Genomic DNA, 20686 nt, shown 5'->3' on the forward strand with positions numbered 1-20686 from the left:
TGTTTCCCGACAGCAATGAATGGGAAAGCAAGAGAATTGCGTTCATCATCGTTCTCTTCACCGCGGTGATCGCGGGCGCGGCCATTGCGCTCCATCGCAGCCGCCGGAGGAACAGGGCATGAACGTCCAGCGCCTCCGCTTCTTCGTGCAGCTGTTCTTCTTCGTGGTGCTTGTCTACGGCGGCAGCCTGTTTGCGCTGAAGATCGACAGCATCCTGCCGACCTTCTCCTGCGTGTTCGTCGACGGCAATGGCGGCGGCTGCTTCCTCGTCAGCCTGCAGCATCAGCTCGCCCGGCCACTACCCGCATTTCTCGGCTCGTCCGGAGTCATGTTGCTGACCACCCTTGGCACCGTCGTGGTTCTGGCGATCCTCCTCAACAAGGCGTGGTGCGGCTGGATCTGCCCGTTCGGCTTCCTGCAGGACCTGATGACCAAGCTGCGCAACCTTCTCAACATCGATCTGTCGCGGCTGTCCTGGCTGACCAGCAAGCGCTACCGGTCGGTCAAATATATCCTGCTGGCCTTTCTCGTCCTCGTTCCCCTTGCCATCGGCAATCTCGGCCTGTCGCGCGACTGGACCGCGCCGTTCTGCCAGATGTGTCCGGCCCGGCCGCTGATGCCGCTGCTGGAGGGGAATCTGAGCGAGTTTCACATCGATTTTTCGAGCGCGCCAACGATGATCCTGACCAGCATCGCCATTTTGCTGGTGGGCCTGTTCTTCACCGCCTCGTTCATCAACCGCCGCTTCCTGTGTTCCTACTGCCCGATGCTGGCGTTCCTGTCACTGTTCGACAAGGTCGGCCTGTTGTCGCTGAAGAAGGACGGCGAACGCTGCACGCGGTGCGGCAATTGCTATCGCGCCTGCCCGATGGAAATTCGCGCCATCGAAGAAGAGAAGGAGAAGACCAATCTCGTGACTCAAGACTGCATCCTGTGTCTGCGATGCGTCGAGTCCTGCCCCGAAAACAAGGCGCTTACAGCCACTTTCCTTGGCGTGCCGGTGCTGCGCGCCAGCCAGGAAGGCTTCCTGAAGCGCCAGCAAAAGACCAACGGGGACGAAGAGCGCGATGACCACAACTGAGCAGCAAAAGCCGAGCAAGCAGGAGCGGCTGGCCAACAAGGTCCGCATCCATCTCGACATGACGGTCCGGGAGATCTTCGATGGCATTGAAGAGGACCACACCCGGCCGGCGAACATGGCGTATTTCGATCGCATCTTCAAAGCCTTCATCGGTGGCGGCAAGGACGTCGTCCAGATCGATGACAAGCGGCAGATGGTCGGCACCTATTGCGTGTTCGTCCCCGAGGAACTGATCTACGCGTCGGGCGCGCGTCCGGTACGGCTTTGCGCGGGCGCCTACGAGAGCGTCGAGATCGGCGAGGACCATCTGCCCGACGTCGCCTGCCCTATGGTCAAGTCGGAAATGGGGTTTTCGACCCTTCCCGTCCTCGATTTCTACCAGCGATGCGATCTGGTCGCCCTACCGACCAGCTGCGACTGGAAGAAGAAGATCGGGGAGATGATGGCCGAGCACCACGAGGTGCACATGCTGTCACTGCCGTCGATCAAGGAACTGGAGTCCTCGCGCACCTTCTGGCTCGAAGAGGTCAAACGCTTCAAGGAATCGCTCGAGAAGCTGACCGGGACGCGCATCAACCGCAAGCGGCTGACCCATGCGATCCGGCGCATCCAGCGCGCGCAGCGCGAGGTCCACCGGTTTCAGGAGCTGCGCAAGCATATTCCCGCCGTCATTCACGGGCGCGACGCGCTCGAGGTCCTCAACGCCTATTTCTACGACGAGGTCGAACCGTGGACGAAGGCGCTGGCCGACCTCAACGACGAACTCGAAAAGCGCATCGCTGACGAGGTCCACGTCGCCAAGCCGAAAGCCGCGCGGCTGATGCTGACCGGGTCGCCGATGGTGTTCCCGAACTGGAAGATCCCGACCGTCATCGAGGAGCTTGGGGCGGTGCTTGTCACCGACGAGTTCTGCACGTCCGGGCGCTATCTGAGCGACATGGTGTCGGTCGATGAAGGCACTCTCACAGATATGCTGCATGCAATTGCGGACCGCTACATGCTGCCCTGCTCCTGTCCGACCTTCACCAATACGACCGAGCGCCGGGATCGGGTTCTTCAGCTCGCGCGCGACTATCAGGTCGACGGCGTCATCTACCACACCTTCAAAGGCTGCCACCCCTTCGACATCGAGGCGAAGGCCATCGAAACGATGCTGCAGCAGAACGACATCCCGATGCTCAAGATCGAAACCGACTATGCCCCGCAGGACATAGAGCAGTTGCGCACGAGAATTGAGGCATTCACGGAAACCCTGAGAGGAAGAGAGCGTCAGCGATGAATTTCTTTGCGGGAATTGACGTGGGATCGACCACCACCAAGGTCGCGATCGCGGATGAAACGCAAGTTCTCGGCCACAAGGTGGTGCCGACCGGCGTTCACTGCAACGACAGCAGTTATCGGCTGTTTCAGGAAGTCTGCGGCAATCTCGGCGTCGATGAGGCCGGCGTCAGGCATGTGACGTCAACGGGCTACGGCCGCCGGCTGCTGAAATTCGCCGACAGCACGGTGTCCGAAATCACCGCCAATGTCAGAGGCGCCGTCTGGTACGGCGAGCAGGCCAATCTCAAGGTCTGCACCATCATCAACATCGGTGGCCAGGACACCAAGGTCATCGGCATCGACGAGCGCGGCGTGGCGAAGAATTTCGCCATGAACGACAAATGCGCCGCCGGCACGGGGCGCTTTCTGGAGGCGCTGGCCCGTATCCTGGAAATGGAGGTCGTCGATCTCGGCGATCTCGCCCTTGAGGCCGAGGTCCCCCTGCGGATCAATTCGACCTGCACCGTCTTCGCGGAATCGGAAATCATCTCGCTGCTTGCCCGCGAGAAAAAGCCGAGCGAGATCGTCGCCGGGGCCCATTTCGCCATCGCCAAGCGGCTGGCGAAGATGGCGCGGCGGGTCAAGGTCGTCGAGGAGGTGTTCTTCGATGGCGGGCCGGCGCTCAACAAGGGATTGATCAAGGCGCTCGAGGACGAATTGGCGACGGATCTCGTCGTGCCGCCGGACGTGCCGCAGGTCACCACGGCAATCGGGGCCGCGATCATCGCCCGCGAGGAGTTCCTCACCGGTGCGCCGGTGACCGAACTTTCCAAGGCCAGCAAATCGCAGGAGTCGGAAACATGTCTGACCTGCCCCCAATAGGCGCCTATCTCGCACCCTTCGAAGGCCTCGGCAGCATCTATCTTGGCGTCCTTGCCATGGGGTTTTTCTACGGCCTGACCGTGTGCAGCCTGTCGTGCCTGCCGCTCGTCGCGCCCTATGTGTTCGCGACGCAGACCGGCTTCAGGAGAGCCTTCGACGTCACCGCGATCTTCATTCTCGCGCGCGTCGTCGGCTACACCCTGCTTGGTGTGCTTTCCGGTCTTGTGGGCAAGGTCGTGCTGGAGAAGGTCGGCATCCATGCCCCAATGTTGGTTGCCGGAGCCGTGGTGCTTCTGATCGGCGGCTTCATTGCTTTGCGTCCGCGCCGGACCTCCTGCTCACGCCCCGCCTCCCCGGCTGTCCCGCGGCGCCAGTCCTCCCGGCATATGGCCGCGCTCGGCCTGGCGACAAGCCTCACGCCCTGCCCGCCGCTCTACGCGGTCATGCTCTATGCCGCGACGACCCAGTCGGCGGTGACTGGCGGCGTGCTCGCCTTCCTGTTCGGGTTCGGCACGCTGGCATCGCCGCTCTACTACCTGGGCGCGGCGACCGGCTGGCTGTCCGGCCGGATCGGACATCAGACAGCCTTCAGATACAGCGGCCTGCTCAGATCGTTCAGCGGCCTGGTGATCCTGCTGTTCGGCCTCAAGCTGGTCGTGAGCGGGGCATCGGGGCTGTAGAGCCGCGGAATCAAAAACAGGACGAGGGAAGAGAGATGCAGAAGACACCAAACAGGACATTTCGGCGGCGCGGCGCGCTTCTGGCGTTTGCCGGGCTGCTGCTTGGAACCGCGGCGGCAACGGCCGGCGAAACCGGAAAGATCGACGTTGAACTGAACAGCCTGTCGCAATCGGCCAAGGGCTGCGAGGTCAGTTTCGTCATGCGCAACGGTTTCGAGACCGCCATCGATGCGCTGACCTTCGAAATCGTGCTGTTCGACGACGATGGTCGCATCGCCAGCCTGCTCAACCTGAAGGCCGGCGACCTGCCCGTCGGCAAGACCCGGGTGAAGCAGTTCCGCCTGGCGAAGTGCGAACGCGTCTCGCGCATTCTCATCAACGACGTCAGCGAATGCAGCGGAACCGATCTGACGCCAAAGGCGTGCCTGCAGAAGCTCAACGTCACCAATCGAACCGGGGTCAAGTTCGGGCTCTAGCCTCGAAGGGAGAAAAGCCATGGAAAACCAAGTGGTAACGTCGCAAGATCTGGCCGCGCCACTCGCCACGGGCACTGCGGGCGAAACCGGACTTTCCGGCGGCTGGGGACTCGATTTCCTTCGGCAGTTGCTGACGGACGGCGGGCCGATCGTTGCGATCCTGCTGCTGCTGTCGGTCTTCGTGGCCGCCGTCATCATCGTCAAGATCTGGCAGTTTCAGTGGTTTGGCGTCGGCCGCCGCGGCAAGGCCGACCTCGCCCTGCGGCTCTGGATTGCCGGCGATGAACAGCAAGCTCTCGCGCTCGTCGCACACAGCCGCAACCCGGTGAGCAAGGTGCTGGCGCACGGGATGCGCGGCCTTCGCGCCAATGCGGACAAGCTGGATCTGGTGCGCGAAGACGTCTAGCGGGTCGCCCTCGAGCAGACCTCGGCGGCACGCTCCTTCCTCAAGGCAATCGAGGCGGTCGTGCAGATCGCCCCGCTGCTTGGCCTTTTCGGCACTGTGATCGGCATGATCCAGGCTTTCACCGCCCTGCAATCGGCGGGCGCGGAAGCCGATCCGGCCGTTCTTGCGGGCGGGATTTCGGTCGCCCTGCTGACCACGGCCGTCGGCCTTGCGGTCGCGATCCCCTCGGCCTTCGTGCTGCACTGGCTGGAGGGTGGCGTCGAGCAGCTTACCGACAATATCGAGGGGACGCTGACGGGGCTGTTCACCAGCCGCCTCACCGACATCGTTCCCTCGGTTCCCGAATTCACCGAACGCCCGAGCTTTTCCCCGCGTTCCAAGGAGGGGCCGAGACTGGCTGCGATCTCACATGCGGATTAGTCGCCCGCCACGACGGAAAAGCCGGATCGGCGTGACGTCGTTGATCGACGTGGTTTTTCTGTTGCTGGTGTTCTTCATGCTGGCATCGACGTTCCTGCACTACACCGGGTTCGACCTTTCCGGTGGGCGCTCCCGCGCGACCGCCAGTGCCGATGTCAACAAGCTGGTGATCGTGCGCGTCAGCGGCGACGGTATGCTCGATGTCAATGGCAGGCCGGTCGATCTCGATCGGCTGGCGGATGAACTGACCGTTCTTGCCGACGGCGCGGACGTCAAAGTCGCCGTCAAGCCGGTTACGGATGCCAGGGTACAGGACGTCGTCGACGTCATCGACCGGATCCGCATACCTGCCGTACGCGACGCCATGATCGTTCGATAGGCAAAGGCGAACTCATAATGAGATTGAAGCGACCCTACAAGAAGCGCGATGAGGAAAACCTCATTCCTCTCATCAACATCGTCTTCCTTATGCTGATCCTGTTTCTTGCGGCCGGCGTCCTGCGGCCGTTCAAGGAAGGGAGCGTAAGCCCCGCCGAATCCAGCTTCTCGCAGCAGGGCGAGCGCCCCATGGAGCCTGTACTGGTCGACCGGTCGGGTCGCATCTTCGTAGGCGGCGAGGAACACGATCCAGCGTCGCTGACGAGCCTGCTTCAATCCCGGCGCACGGCGGGGATGACCAATCCAGTCCCGGTCGTCGCCGACAGAGATCTGCCCGCCGACCAGCTCGTCGATGTGATCGAGGCGACGAAAGCCGCCGGTGTCGAGAAAATCCGCCTGGTGACCCGGAGGAGGGCAATGCCGTGACTCCCTCTTCGGCTCATTGGATCGTCGGTTTGGCTCTCGCGGTCGGCGCCCATGTGCTGACCTTCTCGGCGTTGGGCTATCACGAGCCTCAGGCTCTGGTCGACGATGCTTTCAGCACGGTCATTTCCGTCGCCGGGTCACTCGATGATTATGCCTCGGACGCCGAACCGCTGGGACAAGACAGCGAGTCCGATGTCGAGGCACTCGATGATTTTGACGAGGTGGAAGCGGAGCCCATTTCTGAGAACGAACCGGAGGATGCGACCGATCCGCTGGATGCGCCGATTTCACCTCCGCAGGAACTCGAACCGGAAGTCGTCGAGACAATCAGCGAGGCGATCGAGCCGGAGCCCGCCGAAGTCGCCGCTGAACCCGTCGAAGTGACCCCCGAGCCCGTTGAAATGGCCCCGGAGCTGGTCGAACCGCAAGCCGCCGAGCTGACGCCCGAACAGATCGAACCGGAGACCATCGAAGATACGCCGGAGGAGATCGAGCCGGAAACCGTGGTGGCCGTACCGCCGCCGAAACCTGTCGTCAAAACCGTCGTGCAGGAGAAACCGCAGATAGTCCGGGCGAAAAAAGCGCCTCCAAAAGTCGACAAGCGCAGGCAGGTGGCGCCCAAGAAGGCGCCCGGCAAAAAGGCCGCGCAACGCGGCACCAGTCGCGGCGCAAGTCAGGGCAGCACTGGCGGGCTGTCTGCCTCGGCCAAACAGGCGGTCTTCGCCAAGTACAAGGCACGCGTGCGGTCGCGCATCGTCCGCCGGGTTCGCTCGACGCGCGGTCGGGGTACCGTTGTCGTTCGTTTCACGATCGCGGGTGGAGGAAGCGTTTCAGGATCGCGCGTCGTCCGCAGTTCCAACGCATCCTTGAACAATGCGGCATTGAAGGCGGTGGGCGGGCGGTTTCCGCCAATTCCGTCCGAGTTGCCGCGAACGATCACTTTGACCGTACCGATCGCGTTCAAGTAGCGGACTCATTTGCGAGGAAGGCCATATCTCACCCGTACGGTGAAGCTCGATAAGTGCGTGTGAATGATGGCGCGCGAAATTGCGCCCTCAAACGCCAACGAAGGAAACTGGCGGAGATGCCGGGGAGCCTCTCAGACTCGGATTGGGGAGCGCGACCACGCGACCGGCGGGAAGGCCGGAAGGCCGCCCTCGCGGAGCCTGCGAACGCAGTGAGATTAGCCTGAGTGAATAAATGGCGGAGAGGGAGGGATTCGAACCCTCGGAACGCTTGCGCGCTCAACGGTTTTCGAGACCGCCCCGTTCGACCACTCCGGCACCTCTCCGCAAAAGGGTCTAGGGCTTTTCAAAGCGCGCGGACCATACACGTTCGAATCGCGTCCGACAAGCGGGTTGGAACAGGAAATCCGGGCTGTTTTCTGGAGGGGCGAAAAGCGGCGCAAAACATGGGCAGAGAGGGATCCGATTGCCCGGCAAACACGCACACAAGAGGCCGCCCACGATGCATGCGGCAGCCGCAGGCGGCACGCAGGTTGCCGATCCGGCGTCCCCCATCCCGCCACACAGCGCGGCGCGCGCGGCATGTCGAACGGCCAGGGAGGCGCCGGCGGGAACGTTTGCATATGGTTCTGGAAGGCAGGGTCGCAGATGCGCGCGACTCACGCGCCAGTACTATGGTAACAGCACCGAGATGCGCCGGCAGAGAAAGGGACCGCCACGCAGCGCCGTGCAGACCGATATCAGCGGGTCGGGGCCGCGGTCTGACACTCCGGAACTGTCGGCCGGCCGCAGCGGGACCGGGCTCGAAACCCGTTTCGCACGCCCCATATCGACCCGGACGACGTCAAACTGCGGTTTTGCCGGCAGAATCCCTTGATCCGGCCACTCATTTGCATTGACTTCGGCAGCACCGTCCGTATAGTGCGCGCCGATCGCTGAGCGGTACGGTATGTGCCGCCTAATGCGCTGCCCGAGGCTCCCCGACGTTTTGTCGAACCAAAGTCCGCGGATTTGCCGCGGCGCCGAAGGGCGCGATCGAAACAAAGGTAAGAAGACATGTTCGCAGTCATCAAGACCGGCGGCAAGCAGTATCGCGTCGCCAAAGACGATGTCATCGACATCGAAAAACTGCCGGCTGAAGCCGGTGAAACCGTCGTTTTCGACAATGTTCTGATGGTCGCCGGCGACGGCGAGCCGGTGATCGGCTCTCCGCTGGTCGAGGGCGCCTCGGTTGCCGGCGAAGTCGTCGAGCAGTTCCGCACCCGCAAGATCATCGTCTTCAAGAAGCGCCGCCGGAAGAACTTCCGCCGCTCGAAGGGCCACCGCCAGGCGCTGACCTCGGTCCGGATCACCGACATCCTGACCGGTGGCGCCAAGCCGAAGGCCGCCGCGAAGGCGAAGCCGAAGGCGGAAGAAAAGCCGAAGGCCGAGAAGCCGGCCAAGGCCGAAGCCCCGGCGAAGGCCGAGGAAGCCGCAGTCGCGCCGCTGTTCACCGCGCCGGAAGGTGCCGCCGACGATCTCAAGAAGATCTCGGGCGTCGGTCCGGTTCTGGAGAAGAAGCTCAACGCGCTCGGCATCACGCAGTTCGCGCAGGTCGCCGCCTTCACCGCGGAAGACATCGCGCGCGTCGACGATGCGCTGTCGTTCAAGGGCCGCATCGAGCGCGACGACTGGCTCGGCCAGGCCGCCAAGCTTGCCGCGGGCGAATAAGTCCGGGCATAATCGTTTCGAATTCAAGGATCAGGAGACAACGCCATGGCTCACAAAAAAGCAGGCGGTTCCTCGCGTAACGGACGTGATACGGCTGGCCGTCGCCTCGGCATCAAGAAGTACGGCGGCGAGCACGTCATTCCGGGCAACATCATTGCCCGCCAGCGCGGCACCAAGTGGCACCCGGGCGACAATGTCGGCATGGGCAAGGACCACACGCTGTTCGCGACCGTCGAAGGTACCGTAACGTTCCGCGCCGTCGCCAACGGCCGCACGGTCGTGTCGGTTGCGCCAATCGCGGAAGCGGCTGAGTAACGTCGGATACACACGCCGGCGTCCCATCGACCCGGCGGATGAAACATCCGAGACGAATGCAAAGGGGAGACGGGATGCCGTCTCCCCTTTTCGCGTTCGCGGACGACAAAGATGACCGGGCAAACGGACAAGACAGATCAGGCCTTTACCGACGCTTCGCTGCGCACCGCGCGGCTCGTGCTGCGTCGGCCGTGCGCGGCCGACCTGCCGGCGATCGTGCCGCTACTCGACAACGCAAACGTGTCGGAGATGACCTCGCGCATCCCGCATCCCTACACGATGGCCGATGCGCAGGGCTTTCTTGCCGCACTCAATGAGCCGGGCAATCTCGAAGACCTGTTCTTTGTTCTCAAGCGCGACGGCGGCAACGAAACGCTGATCGGTGCCTGCGGCACCATGGAAGCGGATGAGAAAAGCCGGGAGATCGGCTACTGGCTCGGCGAACCGTTCTGGCGGCAGGGCTATGCGGCGGAGGCCGCGCGCGCCGTCGTCGACTACACATTCGCGAAATGGCCGGTCAGCGAACTGATCGCCCGCAGCCGCACGGACAATGGCGCGTCGCTCGCCGTGCTGGCAAAGCTCGGCTTTGCCGAGACGGGCTGCGGGAGCTGTTCCTCGAAGGCGGCCGGGGCAAGCTTTCCCGCCACCCTCTTTTCGCTGACGCGCGAGCGTTGGGAGGAGGCGCGCGGCGGCGGCGGCGGCGGCGGCGAAGGACCGTTCCTCGGCGAGTTGTTTGCAGGCCGGATCGGCGTCCAGTGGGGGTTGCGCGGCGACCCGCCGCTGTGGGAGGCGATGGAGGTGCACTTTGCGCGCACGCCCCTGCCCGCCTCGCGCAACGAGCTGCGCGTGCTTCTGACGGATGCCTTCACGCTGTTGACCGGCGCGCACATCGACGATCCGTCGCGCGGAATCGAAGTGCTCGCGTTCCGACGCGGCGGCATGTCGAGCGGTCTCGTCTCACCGAAATTCTGGCGCGAAACAGGCCTGCCGGAGATCGAACAGCGCTGGACAGACGCGCAAAGCCGGCAAACCGCGAACCACGGCTGATCAAACTATGCAAAACCGCGGGAAAATGCGCTAAAAGCCAGCGTGCAGAAACGGATTGATCCATGAAATTCCTCGACCAGGCGAGAGTCTTCATCAAATCGGGCGACGGCGGTGCCGGCAGCGTCAGTTTTCGTCATGAGAAATACATCGAGTTCGGAGGCCCGGACGGCGGCGACGGCGGGCGCGGCGGCGACGTCATCGTCAAATGCGTCGGCGGCCTCAACACGCTGATCGACTATCGCTACATGCAGCATTTCAAGGGTAAGACCGGCGGTCACGGCATGGGCAAGAATCGCAATGGCGCCAAGGGTGCCGATGCGATCCTCAAGGTTCCGGTCGGCACGCAGATCCTTGAGGAAGATAACGAAACGCTGATCGCCGACATGACCGAAGAAGGCCAGGAGCTGGTGCTGGCGCGCGGCGGCAATGGCGGTTTCGGCAACACGCATTTCAAGTCGTCGACCAACCAGGCGCCGCGCCGCGCCAACCCGGGCCTCGAGGGCGAGGAACGGTGGATCTGGCTGCGGCTGAAGTTGATCGCGGATGCCGGCCTCGTCGGCCTGCCGAATGCCGGCAAGTCGACCTTCCTGGCCACCGTGACGGCGGCCAAGCCGAAGATCGCCGACTATCCCTTCACCACGCTGCATCCCAATCTCGGCGTGGTGCGGGTGCATGAGCGCGAATTCGTCATCGCCGATATTCCCGGCCTCATCGAGGGTGCGCATGAGGGTATCGGCATCGGCGACCGCTTCCTCGGCCATGTGGAGCGCTGCATGGTGCTCCTGCATCTGGTCGACGGTACGCAGGACGACGTCGCCGAGGACTATCGTGTCGTGCGCGGCGAACTGGAAGCCTACGGCAATGAACTCGCCAACAAGACGGAAGTCGTCGCGCTGACAAAGGTCGATGCGCTCGACGACGAGGAGCGGGCGGAAAAGACCAAGGCGCTCGCCAAGGCCGCCGGCCGGCCAGTGATGCAGCTTTCGGCGCCAACCCGCGAGGGCGTCGATGCGGTGCTGCGCGCCTTGTGGCAGACGATCGCGGCGGAACGGGAGCGGGAGGCGGATCAATCCGTGCCTGCCGAGAAGGACACACCGGGCGAATGGCTGGACTTCTGATCGTCCGCCACCGGTAGAAACGATGATCGCCGCCAAGGGCGGCAGGGAGAGGCTGCGCCGTGACGCACAAGCTGAATTCCTTCAAGCGGATCGTGGTCAAGATCGGCTCATCGCTGCTGGTCGATACCCGCAAGGGCGTGTTGAAGCGCACCTGGCTCGAAAGCCTGGCCGACGACATCGCCGATCTCGCCGAAGCCGGCTCCGAGGTCGTCATCGTGTCGTCGGGCGCGATCGCGCTCGGCCGTCACGTTCTCAAGCTGCCGATGCGGGCGCTCAGTCTCGAAGAAGCGCAGGCCGCTGCCGCTGTCGGCCAGATCTCGCTCGCCCGCACCTATACCGAGGCGCTTCGGGCGCGCGGCATCACCGCCGGGCAGATCCTGCTGACACCGGGCGACACGGAAGAGCGGCGGCGCTATCTCAACGCACGGCGCACGGTCGACACGTTGTTGACCATGGGCGCGGTTCCCGTCGTCAACGAGAACGACACGGTGTCGACGGCGGAAATCCGCTACGGCGACAACGATCGGCTCGCGGCGCGCGTCGCCTCGATGATCAGTGCCGACTGTCTGGTGCTCCTGTCCGATATCGACGGGCTCTACACGGCCCCGCCGAACGAGACCCCGGACGCCACCTTCATCGCCGAGGTTCCGCGCATCACCACGCAGATCGAGGCAATGGCGGGCGCTGCCGGTTCGGAGTTGTCGCGCGGCGGCATGAAGACCAAGATCGAGGCGGCGAAGATCGCCACCACCGCCGGTACGTCGATGGTGATCGCATCCGGCAAGAAGCTGCACCCGCTGTCGGCCCTGTCCGAGGGCGGCAAGAGCACCTGGTTCCCGGCGCCGGCCTCGCCGGTAACAGCGCGCAAGAAATGGATTGCCGGCCACGTCAAGACGAACGGCGCGATCACGGTGGATGGCGGAGCGATGCGGGCGCTGCGCAACGGCAAGAGCTTGTTGCCGGCCGGTGTGCGCGCCATCGAAGGCGACTTTTCGCGCGGTGACGTGGTGGTGATCCGCGATCAGAATGGGCATGAACTCGGCCGCGGGCTGGTTGCCTACGACCATGACGACGCCGAGCGGCTGATGGGCCATTCGAGCCACGACATCGAGGCCCTTTTGGGCTACCGGGGACGCTCCGAGCTGATCCATCGTGACGATATGGTGCTCGGCGGCGAGGAATGAGATGACGGAGACGACGATGCTGGACCAGGCAGAGACGGGCGACGCGCTCGACGTGCGTGCCACCATGATGGCGATCGGCGCCAGGGCGCGGGCGGCCGCGCGGGTGCTGGCCAATGCCTCCACCGAAACCAAGAACACGGCGCTCGCGACGATGGCGCAGATGATCCGCTGCTCGGCGGCGCAGATCCTTGCGGCCAATGCGCAGGATATGTCGCGGGCCAAGGACGCCGGTATTTCCGGCGCCTTCCTCGACCGGCTGAAGCTGACGCCGGACCGTATCGAGGCAATCGCCAAGGGCATCGACGACATTGCCGCCCTCGCCGATCCGGTCGGCTCGATGATCGCCGAATGGGACCGCCCGAACGGGCTGCATATCGAACGCGTGCGCACGCCGCTCGGGGTTATCGGCGTGATCTATGAAAGCCGGCCGAACGTGACGGCGGATGCGGGTGCGCTGTGCCTTAAGGCCGGCAACGCGGTGATCCTGCGCGGCGGCTCGGATTCGTTTGCTTCGGCGCGCGCGATCCATGGCTGCCTGGCGCGCGGTCTGGCGCAGGCCGGCCTGCCGACCGACGCGATCCAGATCGTGCCGACCATCGACCGCGCCGCCGTCGGCGAAATGCTCGCCGGGCTCGGCGGCAATGTCGACGTGATCGTGCCGCGCGGCGGCCGCAGCCTCGTCGAACGGGTTCAGAGCGAGGCCCGCGTGCCGGTCTTCGCCCATCTCGAAGGCGTCTGCCATCTCTACGTCCATTCCGCCGCCAACCTCGAGATGGCGATCGACATCGCGGTCAACGCCAAGATGCGGCGCACCGGAATCTGCGGCGCGCTCGAGACGGTGCTAGTCGACAAGGCCGTCGTCGACACGCATCTGAAACCGCTCGTCGACGCATTGCAGACTGCCGGCTGCACGATCCGTGGTGACGAAACCGTGCAGGGCGCGGCGGACAGTATCGACGTGGCGACCGAGGACGACTGGTACGCCGAGTATCTTGACGCCATCCTCGCCGTGAAGGTGGTTGACGGGCTCGATGCCGCCATCGATCACATCGAGACCTATGGCTCGCACCACACGGATTCGATCGTCACCGACGATCAGACGGCGGCGGACACGTTCCTTGCCCGCGTCGACTCGGCGATCGTCATTCACAACGCCTCGACCCAGTTCGCCGATGGCGGCGAGTTCGGGATGGGCGCGGAGATCGGCATCGCCACCGGCCGCATGCATGCGCGCGGGCCGGTCGGCGTCGAGCAGTTGACCTCGTTCAAGTACCGCGTGCGCGGTTCGGGCCAGACACGGCCGTGAGCCGCGACGGGCTCCCCTACGAAGCCCTGCGCATTCCCGCCCATGCGGCGGGGATGACGATCGGGCTGTATGGCGGCTCGTTCAACCCACCGCACGCAGCGCACGAACATGTCGCCTCGACCGCATTGACGCGGCTCGGGCTCGACCGTGTGTGGTGGCTGGTGACGCCGGGCAATCCTTTGAAAAGCCACGATGAACTCGCCTCTCTGGCCGACCGCATGGCGGCCGTGAAGCAGCTCGCCGATCACCCGCGCTTCGTCATCACCGCGCTCGAAGCGGGCCACGGGCTGACCTTTTCGGCCGATACGGTCTCCTTCCTGCGCAAGCGCTGTGCCGGCGTGCGCTTCGTGTGGATCATGGGGGCGGACAATCTCGCCGGCTTCCATCGCTGGCAGAGCTGGCGGGATATCGTCGAGACCGTACCGATCGCCATCGTCGATCGGCCGGGCTCTTCGCTCGCGCCGCTGTCGGCGCCGATGGCGCAGATCTACTCGGGCGCGCGGGTCGACGAGGCTTCGGTGAAAGGGCTCGCCTGGCGCGAGGCGCCGGCGTGGACGTTCCTGCATGCGCCGCGCAGCCATCTGTCGTCGACCGAGATCCGCCAGCGGACCAAGGTGAAATCGGCGGAAATTGGCGGTTTGTCTTGAAATTGATACCCTCAACCCCTTATGTTCCGGCCGAGGGGACCGGTTCGGCCTCTCCCGGCATCCCGGGCAAGGATGCGATCAACGCGGAAACGCATGGCGAAAGGTGCAGTTCCTGACCATGATGGTTGAAAATGAGGCGTCCATGGAAAAGGCGTCTCCTGTTGTGCTTGACGGCGCCACCGACGCCGAAAAGGCACGCGAAGCCGTTCTCAATAGCCTCGATGATTCCAAGGCTGAGGACATCGTCCCCATCGACATCACCGGAAAGTCCTCGCTCGGCGATCACATTATCGTGGCGTCGGGGCGGTCGCATCGGCATGTCGGCGCCATCGCCGACCATCTGCTGCGCGACCTGAAGGATGCCGGCTTCGGCAATTGCCGGGTCGAAGGCCTGCCCCATTGCGACTGGGTGCTGGTCGACGCCGGCGATGTCATCGTTCACATCTTCCGCCCGGAGGTCCGGGGTTTCTACAACATCGAGAAGATGTGGTCGGTCGACAAACCGGAAGGCGACCGGGCTCTGAGCTGAACGCCGGCTAGCCGATCGGCTGCCTGCAAGGCCGCAAGCGGCACGAGTTGAGTATCATGCGTATCGTCGTTTCTGCCGTCGGACGGCTCAAGGCCGGTGCCGAACGAGATTTGTGCGACCGTTATCGCGACCGCGCCGACAAGGCCGGACGCGCGCTCGGCTTTACCGCCGTCGACACCCGTGAAACCGCCGAATCGCGCGCCAGCCGTACCGAGCAGCGCGGCAGCGAGGAAGCCACCGCCCTGCTTTCCAACCTGCCCGAGGGTACCTTCGTGGTTGCACTCGACGAGACCGGCAAGACGATGACCAGCCGGGCCTTCGCCGACCGGCTGTCCGGGCTGCGCGACCGCTCGATCCCGGAAGTCCGCTTCCTCATCGGCGGCGCCGACGGCCATGGCGACGCGGCGCGCCAGCGTGCCGACCTGATGCTGTCGCTCGGCCCCATGACCTATCCCCACCAGATCGCCCGCGCGCTGATCCTCGAACAGGTCTACCGGGCGATCACCATTCTCGCCGGCCACCCCTATCACCGCGACTGAGGCGCCATCCCGGCATCCCCAGGCCCGTCCCCGCAGAAATGCCGCATTCCGTGGCCATGGTGGCGCGGTCCGGCGCATTGGTTGACCAATCGTTAATACGGTTGCGGCACGATGACCGGCTGTAGCCCGTGTGATTTGGAACGACGCCTTGCCGACCCTTTTGCCGATGCCTTCTCGGATCGACAGACCTTCCGCGCCCGCCGGGTCGGGGGTGCGGTATGCTGTGCGCTGTTTCACTCCTGGCATGCTGATGGCTGCTCTGGCTGCCGCGACACTTCTGGCACTACCGGCCACCGGCTTTGCTCAAAACGCCGAAGAAAGCGCGGTCCCCGCCGAAAAACCCTCGCCCGACGACGCCAAGAAGACGCGTGAGGCCGAGTTGCAGGCGTTGACGCGGGACATGGCGCTCAGCACCGAACGGCAGGCGGAAATCGCCCGCGAGATTGCCGAACTCGATCAGGATCGCGCCAGTCTCAATGCTGCGCTGATCCGGTCTGCCGAACGCATCGGCAAGCTCGAAGAGGAATTGGAGGCCAGCGAACAGCGGCTGTTGCGGCTCGGCGAAAACGAGGATTCGATTCGCGCCTCGCTCGGCAAACGCCGGGCGGTACTGGCCGAGGTGCTCGCCGCGCTCGAGAGGATCGGCCGCAAGCCGCCGCCGGCGCTCGCGGTGCGACCGGAAGACGCGCTTGCCGCCGTTCGCAGCGCCATTCTGCTCGGCGGGGTGCTGCCCGAGCTGCGTGTCGAAGCCGAAGCACTTGCAGCCGACCTCTCCGCGCTGACTTCCTTGAAGCGGGAAATGACAGCGGAGCGCGATCGGCTGAAGGCGGACAGTACGCGCATTGCCGAGGAACGCGCCCGCAAGGAAGCCCTGTTTACGGCCAAGAAACAAAGTCAGGAAGCCAAGGTCGCCGCGCTCGACGTCGAGAAGCAGCGGGCCGCAGAGCTTGCCGGCAAGGCAACAAGTCTGAAAGCGCTGATCGCCGATCTGGAAAAAGAGATCGAAAGCGCGTCGCGCGCCGCCGAAGCGGCGCGACAGGCAGAAGAGGCGCGGGCAAAGGACGGCAAGACGGCCGATGCCAACGACGCGGGACGGCTTTCGCCGGCGATTGCCTTCGCCGAGACACGCGGCAAACTCGCCCTGCCGGTCACCGGTGTCGCACTGCGCTCGTTCGGCGACACCGACGGCCTCGGCGGCACATCGCAGGGGCTGTCGATGTCGGCGCGGCCGGATTCCCAGGTCGTCTCGCCGTGCGACGGCTGGGTGGTCTATGCCGGACCGTTCCGCTCCTACGGGCAACTCTTGATCCTGAACGCCGGCGACGGGTATCATGTGTTGCTCGCGGGGATGGATGGCATTGACGTCGAGCTGGGACAGTTCGTCCTTGCAGGAGAGCCCGTTGCCCGCATGGGAAGGACCGGATCGGCAAGCGCGGCAACACTTGATATTGGTTCCTCGAAGCCGGTCCTCTACATAGAATTCAGAAAAGACGGCACATCGATCGACTCGTCGCCCTGGTGGACGTCTCCGTCAGAACAAAAGGTCAGCGGATGATTCGCAAGTTCTCGCTTCTCGTGGTCGGCGCCCTTTTGGGCGCAACCGTCATGGTGTCCCTGTCGCCGTCGCGACTCTTCATCGGCGGCGAAGCCAACGCCGCGGCCTCCGACACCTATCGTCAGCTCAACCTGTTTGGCGACGTGTTCGAACGCGTCCGCAGCGACTATGTCGAGGCGCCCGACGACGGCAAGCTCATGGAAGCCGCCATCAACGGCATGTTGTCGTCGCTCGATCCGCATTCCAGCTATATGTCGCCGAAGTCGTTCCGCGACATGCAGGTGCAGACCCGCGGCGAGTTCGGCGGTCTCGGCATCGAAGTCACGATGGAGAACGACGTCGTCAAGGTCGTTACCCCGATCGACGATACGCCGGCGCACCGCGCGGGCGTGCTGGCCGGCGACCTGATCACCCGTCTCGACGGTGAGGCGGTGCGTGGCCTGACGCTGAACCAGGCGGTCGACAAGATGCGCGGTCCGGTCAATACCGAGATCGTGCTTACCGTCGTGCGCCAGGGCGCCGAAGAGCCGATCGAGATCAAGATCGTGCGCGACATCATCCGCATCCGTTCGGTGCGTTCGCGCGTCGAGGAAGATGCCGGCTATATCCGCGTCACCCAGTTCAACGAACAGACGTTCGACGGACTGCGCAAGGCGATGGAAGAGATTTCGAACGATATCCCGGCCGATCGCTTCAAGGGCTTCATTCTCGACCTGCGCAACAACCCGGGTGGTCTGCTCGACCAGGCGATCTCGGTTTCGGATGCGTTCCTCGACCGGGGCGAAATCGTTTCGACGCGCGGCCGCAACGCCGAGGAAACCCAGCGCTACAACGCCCGCTCCGGCGATCTCGGCAAGGGCAAGCCGGTCATCATCCTGATCAATGGCGGCTCGGCCTCGGCGTCTGAAATCGTCGCCGGCGCGCTGCAGGATCATCGCCGGGCCACCATTCTCGGCACCCGGTCCTTCGGCAAGGGTTCGGTGCAGACGATCATTCCGCTCGGTGCCAACGGTGCCATCCGGCTGACCACTGCGCGCTACTACACGCCGTCTGGCCGCTCGATCCAGGCCAAGGGCATCACCCCGGATATAGAGGTGCTGCAGGAGCTGCCGGACGAGCTCAAGGGCAAGGTCGGCTCGGCCAAGGGCGAAGCCGGTCTGCGCGGTCACCTGAACGCGGAAGACGCCGCGGAGGACGAAGCCGAAGCCGCGGATGGCGAAGAGGCGGCCAAGACCGACGAAAACCAGGAACCGCTGCAGGCCTATGTTCCGCCGGATCCGAAGGACGATGCGCAGCTGACCTACGCGCTCAACCTGCTGCGTGGGCTGCAAGCGAATTCGGCCTTCCCGCCGGACCCGAACAAGGCGGTTCCGAACTGATATGACAAGGTGACAGGCGGCGGGGAGAGAGGTCTTCCCCGCCGTTCTCACATGATGCGGCAGACAAAATGGCGGCTGATGAACTGACCGCGCCTCTCGGCGTTGACAAAACCCCGGCCAGGAAGTCGTGGTATCGGCGTCTGCCGTTCGGGTTGATCGGCATTGGCTTGGTGTTCCTCGTTGGCGCCGGCACCATCATGTGGACGACTGTGGTCGAAGACCCGCTCGGCGGCGAGCCGGTTGTCGTGCTCGATGTCGCCGCACCGGGCAGCAGTCTTGGCAAACCGGAGGTCGCCGTCGTCGAGATCCAGCCACAGGACAACCGGGTTCCCAACGGCGCACAGGGGCTCGATTCTCCTCTGGTCGAGGGTCTGGGGCGCCCGGGCGAAAACGGGCCGGTACAGTCACCGGCGTTGCGCGATGGCCCGCTGTCGACCGCGCCGATCCCGAAGATCTCCGAAAAGACCCGCACCGGCGTTCTGCCGAAGGTGGCCGGTGACGGCAGCCGGGCACTTGATCTCTACGCTGCCGGCACGCCGGCGCGCTCGGCGAACATGCCGAAGGTGGCGATCGTGGTCGGCGGGCTCGGTCTCAGCCAGACCGGCACGCAGCAGGCGATCCGCAAGCTTCCGAAGGGCGTGACGCTCGCCTTCTCGCCGTATGGCAACAGCCTTGACCGCTGGATGAAGAAGGCGCGCGAAGACGGCCACGAGTTGCTCTTGCAGGTGCCGCTCGAGCCCTATGACTTCCCGCAAAACGATCCGGGCCCGCACACGCTGCTGACCTCGCTGAAGGCGCAGGAAAATATCGGCCGGCTTCACTGGGTGATGACGCGGCTGACCAACTATGTCGGCATCGCCAGCTATATGGGCGCCCGGTTCACGGCCTCGGGCGAGGCATTTTCTCCCGTCATGGAGGAAATCGGCCGGCGCGGGCTGATGTATCTCGACGATGGCAGTTCGACCCGCAGCATCGCGGCGAGCCTGGCGGACGCGACGCGCACACCGTTTGCCCGCACCGAGATCACGCTCGATGCGACCCCGACACCGGAAGAAATCGACCTTCGGCTGCTGCAGCTGGAGTCACTGGCACGCAGCCGTGGCGCAGCGGTTGGCAGCGCGTCATCGCTGCCGGTTTCGATCGAACGCATCAATCAGTGGGCGGAAACGCTTGAGCGGCGCGGTATAGCGCTTGTCCCCATTAGCGTCGTGGTCAAGCAGGAGCGGCAATAGCGCCGTCTCGACGGCGCCGCAGGCTGACAGAACGGCCGTCGCGGTGTATTCCCAAGCCGACACTTTCCCCGGTGGATCCGCCGGCATTCTTCATGAGACAAACGCGATGATCGACAAGGAAAAGCTGCCCTATCGCCCGTGCGTGGGCGTCATTCTGTTCAATTCCGAGCGACTCGTATGGGTCGGCAAGCGGGTCGCGGGATCGGCAAGCGACGCCGAGGGGCAAGGACACTGGTGGCAGGCGCCGCAGGGCGGCATCGACAAGGGCGAGGACGCAGCCGAGGCGGCCGTCCGCGAGCTCTACGAAGAGACCAACATCCGTTCCGCCTCGATCCTGTCTATCACCGAGGACTGGCTGACCTACGACCTGCCGGAACATTTGATCGGCAAGGCCTGGAAGGGCCGCTATCGCGGTCAGAAACAGAAATGGGTCGCGATGCGCTTCGAGGGCGACGATAGCGAGATCGATGTGCTGCAGCCAGGTGGCGGCAAGCACAAGGCCGAGTTCTGCGAATGGCGCTGGGAACGACTGGCGGCCCTGCCCGAGCTTATCGTGCCTTTCAAGCGCGGTGTTTACGAGCAGGTTGTGAAGGCTTTCTCCGACCTCGGCGCCTGACGACGACACGCCACGCACTCATCAAACGAAAAACGCCGACCCGGTGACGGATCGGCGTTTTCTGTTGCTACCGGTACGCGGTGGATTAGAGCCTGGACAGAGCCTCGCGGATGTCCTGCAGCAGGCCGAGCTTGTGCGCGGCCGCCGTCTTGGTCTCTTCCAGCATCGCGTTGGCGATGTCGTCCTCGGCTTCCTTGATCGCCTCGTCGAGGTGCTCGGTCTTGAGCTCGTCGATAGGAATCGCCTGTTCGGCGAGGATCGTAAGGCCCGTCGGATTGGTGTCGGCGAAACCGCCGCGCACGAAGATCTTCGATGTCTTGCCATCCGTTGTGGTGACCTGGATGAAACCCGGGCGAATGGTCGACATGAACGGCGCGTGGTTCTTCAGCACGCCGAAATCGCCTTCCATACCGGGGACGACGACTTGCTCGACCGCCTCGGAAATGACGAGGCGCTCCGGCGAGACGAGGTCGAACTGAAACGCTTCGGCCATGGTCCAATCCTGAAGTTGCGGCGGCGGACACCAGGCCCGCCG

24 protein-coding genes and 1 tRNA gene are annotated in these 20686 nt (G+C 64.2%); 23 read left to right on the top strand and 2 right to left on the bottom strand.

All coding sequences use genetic code 11. The features are described 5' to 3' along the window. Window positions 1–19: 19 nt before the first annotated feature. From C0606_06260 to C0606_06305, 10 genes are read left to right on the top strand one after another with little or no spacing between them, the layout of a single operon-like run. Entirely contained in the window at window positions 20–1081 is a 1062-nt protein-coding gene (locus tag C0606_06260) for a 4Fe-4S ferredoxin (protein ID PLX37863.1), read from the top strand. Continuing rightward, entirely contained in the window at window positions 1068–2360 is a 1293-nt protein-coding gene (locus C0606_06265; protein ID PLX37864.1) for a 2-hydroxyacyl-CoA dehydratase, read from the top strand. Before C0606_06260 ends, C0606_06265 begins: the two co-directional genes overlap by 14 nt. Beyond that, window positions 2357–3223, top strand: coding sequence for a hypothetical protein (locus C0606_06270; GenBank protein ID PLX37865.1), 867 nt, complete (start codon window positions 2357–2359; stop codon window positions 3221–3223). The genes C0606_06265 and C0606_06270 overlap by 4 nt, the downstream gene beginning before the upstream one ends. Then, on the top strand, window positions 3202–3903 hold the full coding sequence (locus C0606_06275; GenBank protein PLX37866.1) for a hypothetical protein: 702 nt from the start codon (window positions 3202–3204) through the stop codon (window positions 3901–3903). The genes C0606_06270 and C0606_06275 overlap by 22 nt, the downstream gene beginning before the upstream one ends. A gap of 35 nt (window positions 3904–3938) precedes the next feature. Beyond that, window positions 3939–4379: a hypothetical protein gene (locus tag C0606_06280; protein PLX37867.1), complete on the top strand. Its 441-nt coding sequence runs from the start codon at window positions 3939–3941 to the stop codon at window positions 4377–4379. Between the two features lie 19 nt (window positions 4380–4398). Next, a complete protein-coding gene (locus tag C0606_06285) occupies window positions 4399–4785 on the top strand; it encodes a hypothetical protein (GenBank protein PLX37868.1) in 387 nt (128 codons plus the stop codon). 48 nt (window positions 4786–4833) lie between these two features. Then, a complete protein-coding gene (locus C0606_06290; protein PLX37869.1) occupies window positions 4834–5205 on the top strand; it encodes a hypothetical protein in 372 nt (123 codons plus the stop codon). Continuing rightward, window positions 5195–5584 carry a biopolymer transporter ExbD gene (locus C0606_06295; GenBank protein ID PLX37870.1) on the top strand — a complete coding sequence of 130 codons (390 nt, stop codon included), beginning with the start codon at window positions 5195–5197 and terminating at the stop codon, window positions 5582–5584. Before C0606_06290 ends, C0606_06295 begins: the two co-directional genes overlap by 11 nt. Before the next feature lie 17 nt (window positions 5585–5601). Beyond that, window positions 5602–6009, top strand: coding sequence for a biopolymer transporter ExbD (locus C0606_06300; GenBank protein PLX37871.1), 408 nt, complete (start codon window positions 5602–5604; stop codon window positions 6007–6009). Next, window positions 6006–6977 (top strand): hypothetical protein, encoded by a 972-nt coding sequence (locus C0606_06305; protein ID PLX37872.1) that lies wholly within the window; start codon window positions 6006–6008, stop codon window positions 6975–6977. The genes C0606_06300 and C0606_06305 overlap by 4 nt, the downstream gene beginning before the upstream one ends. 233 nt (window positions 6978–7210) lie before the next feature. Here the strand turns inward: C0606_06305 and C0606_06310 are convergent. Beyond that, a tRNA-Ser gene (locus tag C0606_06310) sits at window positions 7211–7300 on the bottom strand. 730 nt (window positions 7301–8030) lie between these two features. On the opposite strand from C0606_06310, the gene rplU reads away from it, so the two are divergent. From rplU to C0606_06375, 13 genes are all read left to right on the top strand, one after another. Further along, window positions 8031–8684, top strand: a complete 654-nt coding sequence (gene rplU, locus C0606_06315; GenBank protein PLX37873.1) for a 50S ribosomal protein L21 — start codon at window positions 8031–8033, stop codon at window positions 8682–8684. A gap of 45 nt (window positions 8685–8729) precedes the next feature. Continuing rightward, entirely contained in the window at window positions 8730–8999 is a 270-nt protein-coding gene (locus tag C0606_06320) for a 50S ribosomal protein L27 (protein ID PLX37874.1), read from the top strand. A gap of 111 nt (window positions 9000–9110) precedes the next feature. Next, the gene (locus tag C0606_06325) at window positions 9111–10046 is read left to right on the top strand and encodes a hypothetical protein (protein PLX37875.1); all 936 of its coding nucleotides are present in this window, start codon (window positions 9111–9113) and stop codon (window positions 10044–10046) included. Between the two features lie 62 nt (window positions 10047–10108). Then, window positions 10109–11164, top strand: a complete 1056-nt coding sequence (obgE, locus tag C0606_06330; GenBank protein ID PLX37876.1) for a GTPase ObgE — start codon at window positions 10109–10111, stop codon at window positions 11162–11164. A gap of 59 nt (window positions 11165–11223) precedes the next feature. Continuing rightward, a complete protein-coding gene (locus C0606_06335) occupies window positions 11224–12348 on the top strand; it encodes a glutamate 5-kinase (protein PLX37877.1) in 1125 nt (374 codons plus the stop codon). A 16-nt stretch (window positions 12349–12364) separates the two neighbouring features. Further along, entirely contained in the window at window positions 12365–13654 is a 1290-nt protein-coding gene (locus C0606_06340) for a glutamate-5-semialdehyde dehydrogenase (GenBank protein PLX38710.1), read from the top strand. Between the two features lie 53 nt (window positions 13655–13707). Continuing rightward, complete coding sequence (locus C0606_06345; GenBank protein PLX38711.1) at window positions 13708–14301, top strand: nicotinic acid mononucleotide adenylyltransferase; 594 nt, start codon at window positions 13708–13710, stop codon at window positions 14299–14301. Between the two features lie 121 nt (window positions 14302–14422). Further along, entirely contained in the window at window positions 14423–14830 is a 408-nt protein-coding gene (gene rsfS, locus C0606_06350; GenBank protein PLX38712.1) for a ribosome silencing factor, read from the top strand. A 56-nt stretch (window positions 14831–14886) separates the two neighbouring features. Beyond that, entirely contained in the window at window positions 14887–15369 is a 483-nt protein-coding gene (locus tag C0606_06355; GenBank protein PLX37878.1) for a 23S rRNA (pseudouridine(1915)-N(3))-methyltransferase RlmH, read from the top strand. A 250-nt stretch (window positions 15370–15619) separates the two neighbouring features. Next, complete coding sequence (locus C0606_06360) at window positions 15620–16924, top strand: hypothetical protein (GenBank protein PLX38713.1); 1305 nt, start codon at window positions 15620–15622, stop codon at window positions 16922–16924. Next, entirely contained in the window at window positions 16921–18303 is a 1383-nt protein-coding gene (locus tag C0606_06365) for a peptidase S41 (GenBank protein PLX37879.1), read from the top strand. Before C0606_06360 ends, C0606_06365 begins: the two co-directional genes overlap by 4 nt. A gap of 68 nt (window positions 18304–18371) precedes the next feature. Further along, complete coding sequence (locus C0606_06370) at window positions 18372–19535, top strand: hypothetical protein (protein PLX37880.1); 1164 nt, start codon at window positions 18372–18374, stop codon at window positions 19533–19535. A 106-nt stretch (window positions 19536–19641) separates the two neighbouring features. After that, window positions 19642–20151 (top strand): RNA pyrophosphohydrolase, encoded by a 510-nt coding sequence (locus C0606_06375; protein PLX37881.1) that lies wholly within the window; start codon window positions 19642–19644, stop codon window positions 20149–20151. Between the two features lie 85 nt (window positions 20152–20236). Here the strand turns inward: C0606_06375 and atpC are convergent, their stop codons facing one another. Then, the gene (gene atpC, locus C0606_06380; protein ID PLX37882.1) at window positions 20237–20644 is read right to left on the bottom strand and encodes a F0F1 ATP synthase subunit epsilon; all 408 of its coding nucleotides are present in this window, start codon (window positions 20642–20644) and stop codon (window positions 20237–20239) included. Window positions 20645–20686 lie beyond the last annotated feature (42 nt).

Source organism: Hyphomicrobiales bacterium (assembly GCA_002869065.1).
In the GTDB taxonomy this organism is placed as follows: domain Bacteria; phylum Pseudomonadota; class Alphaproteobacteria; order Rhizobiales; family Rhodobiaceae; genus Rhodobium.